The following is a 5722-nucleotide window of genomic DNA, read 5'->3' as shown; positions in this document are numbered from 1 at the left end:
CCTTCAGGCGCACCTCGTTGCCGTCGGCATCCACGCCCAGCACGTCCTTTTCGATATCGAAGCGCACGGTGCCGGCGATGGCATAGGCGATCACCAGCGGCGGCGAGGCCAGGAAGGCCTGCTTGGCATACGGGTGGATGCGGCCATCGAAGTTGCGGTTGCCCGACAGCACGGCGGTGGCGTACAGATCGCGATCAATGATTTCCTGCTGGATGGCCGGGTCCAGCGCACCGCTCATGCCGTTGCAGGTGGTACAGGCGAAGGCGACGATGCCGAAGCCGAGCTGTTCCAGATCCGGCAGCAGGCCGGATTCTTCCAGGTACAGCTGCACGGCCTTCGAGCCCGGTGCCAGCGAGGACTTCACCCATGGCTTGCGCTGCAGGCCGCGCACGTTGGCGTTGCGCGCCAGCAGGGCGGCGGCGATCACGTTGCGCGGGTTGGAGGTGTTGGTGCAGCTGGTGATGGCGGCGATGATCACCGCGCCATCGGGCATCAGGCCGCGCGCCTGCTCGGCCTTGCCGGCTTCCAGCTTGGCTTCGTCGGCGATGCCGCGCTCGGCCAGCTCGGCGGTGGCCACGCGCTTGTGCGGGTTGGACGGGCCAGCCATGTTGCGCACCACGCTGGACAGATCGAAGCGCAGCACGCGTTCGTACTGCGCGGTCGCCAGGTCATCGGCCCACAGGCCGGTGGTGCGTGCGTAGTTTTCCACCAGCGCCACCTGCGCTTCCTCGCGGCCGGTCAGGCGCAGGTAATCGATGGTCTGCGCATCAATGTAGAACATCGCGGCGGTGGCGCCGTATTCGGGGCACATGTTGGAGATGGTGGCGCGGTCACCGATGGTCAGTGCCGCCGCGCCCTCGCCGAAGAATTCCAGCCAGGCGCCGACCACACGTTCCTTGCGCAGGAAGTCGGTCAGGGCCAGCACCACGTCGGTGGCGGTGATGCCCGGCTGCGGGCGGCCGCTCAGTTCCACGCCAACGGTGTCGGGCAGGCGCATCCACGAGGCGCGGCCCAGCATCACATTTTCTGCTTCCAGGCCGCCAACACCAATGGCAATCACACCCAGCGCATCGACGTGCGGGGTGTGGCTGTCGGTACCCACGCAGGTATCGGGGAAGGCCACGCCATCCTGCACGTAGACCACCGGCGACATTTTCTCCAGGTTGATCTGGTGCATGATGCCGTTGCCCGGCGGGATCACGTCCACGTTCTGGAAGGCCAGCTTGGTCCAGTCGATGAAGTGGAAGCGGTCTTCGTTGCGGCGGTCCTCGATGGCGCGGTTCTTCTCGAACGCCTGCGGATCGAAACCGCCACATTCCACCGCCAGCGAGTGATCGACGATCAGCTGCACCGGCACCACCGGATTGACCTTGGCCGGGTCGCCGCCCTTGTCGGCGATCGCATCACGCAGGCCAGCAAGATCCACCAGCGCGGTCTGGCCGAGGATGTCATGGCAGACCACGCGTGCCGGGAACCAGGGGAAATCCAGGTCGCGGCGGCGCTCGATCAGCTGTGTGAGCGAATCGGTGAGCGTGGCGGGGTCGCAGCGGCGTACCAGGTTCTCGGCCAGCACGCGCGAGGTATACGGCAGCGTGGCGTAGGCACCGGGCTGGATCGCATCGACGGCGGCGCGCGCGTCGAAGTAGTCCAGCGTGCTGCCGGGGAGTTTCTTGCGGTAATCGGTATTCATGGGCTGGCGGAGTACTTGTGGCGGGCCGGGTGCCGCCGAAGCGGCATGGAAGGCATCCGGCCGGCGCATGGCTGGCCGGATGGGTACAGCCGATGGATCAGACGCGCTTGTCGATGGCGACGAAGTCGCGATCTTCCGGGCCGGTGTAGTTGGCGCTCGGGCGGATGATCTTGCCGTCGATGCGCTGTTCGACGATGAGCGCGCTCCAGCCGGCGGTGCGGGCGATCACGAACAACGGGGTGAACATCGCAGTCGGCACGCCCATCATGTGGTAGCTGACGGCGCTGAACCAGTCCAGGTTCGGGAACATCTTCTTGATGTCCCACATCACTGTTTCCAGGCGCTCGGCAATGTCGTACATCTTCATGCTCGACTGCTCTTCGGACAGCTCGCGGGCGACGTCCTTGATGACCTTGTTGCGCGGGTCGGACACGGTATAGACCGGGTGGCCGAAGCCGATCACCACTTCCTTGCGCTCGACGCGGGCCTTGATGTCTTCCTCGGCCTCATCGGGGGTGTCGTAGCGCTTCTGCACTTCGAAGGCCACTTCGTTGGCGCCGCCGTGCTTGGGGCCGCGCAGCGCGCCGATGCCACCGCAGATCGCGCTGTATATGTCGCTGCCGGTGCCGGCAATGACGCGGCAGGCGAAGGTCGAGGCGTTGAACTCATGTTCGGCGTACAGGATCAGCGAGGTGTGCATCGCCTTCACCCACGAATCCTGCGGCTTGTCGCCGTGCAGCAGGTGCAGGAAGTGGCCGCCGATGGAGTCGTCGTCGGTTTCCACGTCGATGGCGCGGCCGTTGTGGCTCCAGTGGTACCAGTACAGCAGCATCGAACCGAGGCAGGCCATCAGCTTGTCGGCGATGTCACGCGCGCCCGGATGGTTGTGGTCATCCTTTTCCGGCGCCACGCAGCCGAGCACGGACACCCCGGTGCGCATCACGTCCATCGGGTGCGCCGACGGCGGCAGTTCTTCCAGCGCAGCCTTCACCGCGGCCGGAATGCCGCGCAGCGACTTCAGCTTGGCCTTGTACGAAACCAGTTCGGCGCGGGTCGGCAGCTTGCCGTGCACCAGCAGGTAGGCGATTTCCTCGAACTCGCTGGTGTTGGCCAGGTCCAGGATGTCGTAGCCGCGGTAATGCAGGTCGTTGCCGCTGCGGCCGACGCTGCACAGCGCGGTGTTGCCGGCGGCGGTGCCGGACAGGGCGACGGATTTCTTCGGCTTGAAGGTCGGGGTTGCGGTCGTATCGTTCATGTTTTCCCTCCGAAAACTGATGGTGCAGGGTACTGCTTATTTCTTGGCGGCGAACAGGGCGTCGAGCTGCTGTTCGAAGGCGTGGTAGCCGATGCGGTCATACAGCTCCTCGCGGGTCTGCATGCTCTCCACCACGTTGCGCTGGTGACCCTCACGGCGCACCGACGCATAGACGTTCTCGGCCGCCTTGTTGGCGGCGCGGAAGGCCGACAGCGGGAACAACTGGATGGCCACGCCGGCCGAGGCCAGTTCATCGCGGCTGAACAGCGGGGTGGCACCGAATTCAGTGATGTTGGCCAGCACCGGCACCTTCACCGCATCGACGAAGCGGCGGTAGGTGTCCAGGTCGTAGGCGGCCTCGGCGAAGATGCCGTCGGCGCCGGCCTCGACGCAGGCGATGGCGCGCTCGATGGCCTTGTCCACGCCGTCCACCTGGATGGCGTCGGTGCGGGCGATCAGAAAGAAGTCCGGATCGGTCTTGGCATCGGCGGCAGCTTTCACACGGTCGACCATTTCACCCTGCGAAACGATTTCCTTGCCGGGGCGGTGGCCGCAGCGCTTGGCGCCGACCTGGTCTTCGATATGGCAGGCGGCGGCGCCGGCCTTGATCAGCGACTTCACGGTGCGGGCGATGTTGAACGCACTCGGGCCGAAGCCGGTGTCGATGTCGACCATCAGCGGCAGGTCGCAGACATCGGTGATGCGGCGCACGTCGATCAGCACGTCTTCCAGGGTGTTGATGCCCAGGTCCGGCAGGCCCAGCGAACCGGCCGCGACGCCGCCGCCGGACAGGTAGATGGCGCGGAAGCCGGCGCGCTTGGCCAGCAGGGCGTGGTTGGCATTGATCGCGCCGATCACCTGCAGCGGCGATTCGGCAGCCAGGGCCTCACGGAAGCGGGCACCGGCGGAAGAAGGAGTGGAAGCGGTCATGCGGCAATCCAGGTAGGGAACGGGATAGGAGGCGCAAACACCATGCCAAGCTGCAAGCAGTTGATTTCAAAGGCATGACCGCGCCAAACACATGAAACATATGAAACATATGAAACATGTGAAACAGGCGTATCATGAAACATCGCTACCCATCGCCGCCGCCATGTACCTGCCCCGCTCGCCCCTGCGCCACGCCGATGCCGACCCCGGCCGCCCGGTCATCTGGACGGTCAGCGTCTCGCGCCTGACCGGCCTGCTCGGCGATGTCATCCCAGAGTTCGACCGCCGCGCGCGCATCGAGCAGATCAACCTCGGTTTTGAGGAAGCAGTGGATGTGATCGGCCAGCGCCTGCGCCGCGAGCACTGCGACGTGGTCATCGCCGGCGGCTCCAACGCGGCTTGGCTGCGCGGGCGGCTGGAGCTGCCGCTGGTGCCGATCCAGGCCAACGGCTTCGACCTGATGGAGGCACTGGCCCGCGCCCGCCGCATCGCCCCGCGCATCGGCCTGGTCACCCACGCCAGCGACGTGCCGGTGTTCAGCAACTTCCAGCACAGCTTCGGCCTGGACATCGAGCACCGCCGCTTTGTCACCCGCGAAGATGCGCGCGACTGCATCGCCGACCTGCGCGCCAATGGCATCGAGGTGATCGTCGGCACCGGCATGGCCATCGACCACGCCGAACAGGCCGGCCTGCCCGGTGTGCTGCTGTACTCGGCCGATTCGGTACGGCACGCGTTCGAACACGCACTGGAACTGACCCAGGCCCTGGCCCGCTCCGGCAGCAGCCGTCCGGTCGCGCGCCGTCGCAGTCCTCCACGCAGCGATGCGCATGCCCTGCTCGGCGACAGCGAGGCGATGGCCCAGGTACGCGCGCAGATCGCGCTGTACGCCCCGCATGACAGCACCGTGCTGGTCACCGGCGAAACCGGCACCGGCAAGGAACTGGTCGCGCGCCAGCTGCACGCAGCCAGTGGTCGTCGGGGCCGCTTCGTTGCACTGAACTGCGGCGCGATCAGCGAGTCGCTGCTGGAAGCGGAGCTGTTCGGCTACAGCGATGGCGCCTTCACCGGCGCGCGGCGCGGTGGACGCGTCGGCCTGGTCGAGGCTGCCGACGGCGGCACCCTGTTCCTGGATGAGATCGGCGAACTGCCGCTGCCATTGCAGACCCGTCTGCTGCGGGTACTGGAAGAACGCGAGGTGCTGCGCGTGGGCGCTACCGAACCGACGCCGGTGGATCTGCGCGTGGTTGCCGCGACACTGCAATCACTGGAACAGCGCGCGGCGGCCGGCAGCTTCCGCCGCGACCTGTACTACCGGCTGGCCGCGCTGCGCATCGCCCTGCCCCCGCTGCGTGCGCGCCGCAGCGATGTGCCGCTGCTGGTCCAGCACTTCTTCCGCCAGCTGCGCGGTATCGATGCGCCGCTGCGCGAGGACGCGATGGCCGTCCTGACCGCCGCCGGATGGCCGGGCAACGTGCGCGAACTGCGCAACCTGGTCGATCGCCTGCGCATCCACTGGCAACCGGGCGAAGAGCCCATTGGCGCCCCGCGCCTGCTGCAGCTGGCCCCGGAGCTGGCGGACGAAAGCGCGACCGCCCTGCCCCTGGACAGCAACGGCAAGCGCCCGCCACGCGCGCAACTGCAGGCGCTTCTGCAGGAACACCGCAATGACCGCGAAGGCATGGCGCAGGCGCTGGGCGTTTCACGTACCACGCTGTGGCGCTGGCTGCGCGCGGAGGGGTTGTAACGATCCGCAGCCTGGCGTGGTGACATACTGGCCTTTCATTTTTCGAGCGCCCGCCACGCGCGCAACTGCAGGCGCTTCTGCAGGAACACCGCAATGACCG

General features: G+C 66.8%; 4 protein-coding genes. 1 reads left to right on the top strand and 3 read right to left on the bottom strand.

Annotated elements, in window-relative coordinates; translation table 11 throughout:
- The 3 genes from acnA to prpB all read right to left on the bottom strand — a co-directional run.
- Positions 1–1690: aconitate hydratase AcnA (gene acnA, locus ACQKDV_RS15540; protein WP_427784902.1), on the bottom strand; the 1690-nt coding region annotated here is incomplete at its 3' end.
- A gap of 97 nt (positions 1691–1787) precedes the next feature.
- On the bottom strand, positions 1788–2945 hold the full coding sequence (gene prpC, locus ACQKDV_RS15535; protein ID WP_427784901.1) for a bifunctional 2-methylcitrate synthase/citrate synthase: 1158 nt from the start codon (positions 2943–2945) through the stop codon (positions 1788–1790).
- A 36-nt stretch (positions 2946–2981) separates the two neighbouring features.
- Positions 2982–3875: a methylisocitrate lyase gene (prpB, locus tag ACQKDV_RS15530; RefSeq protein ID WP_427784899.1), complete on the bottom strand. Its 894-nt coding sequence runs from the start codon at positions 3873–3875 to the stop codon at positions 2982–2984.
- Positions 3876–4038: 163 nt separating this feature from the next.
- Here prpB and prpR point away from each other — a divergent pair, with 163 nt between their 5' ends.
- Positions 4039–5622: a propionate catabolism operon regulatory protein PrpR gene (prpR, locus tag ACQKDV_RS15525; RefSeq protein ID WP_427784897.1), complete on the top strand. Its 1584-nt coding sequence runs from the start codon at positions 4039–4041 to the stop codon at positions 5620–5622.
- Positions 5623–5722 lie beyond the last annotated feature (100 nt).

The sequence above is a fragment of the Stenotrophomonas sp. NPDC077659 genome, from assembly GCF_050268705.1.
Classification (GTDB): Bacteria; Pseudomonadota; Gammaproteobacteria; order Xanthomonadales; family Xanthomonadaceae; genus Stenotrophomonas.
This window is presented reverse-complemented; position numbering and strand designations above follow the sequence as displayed.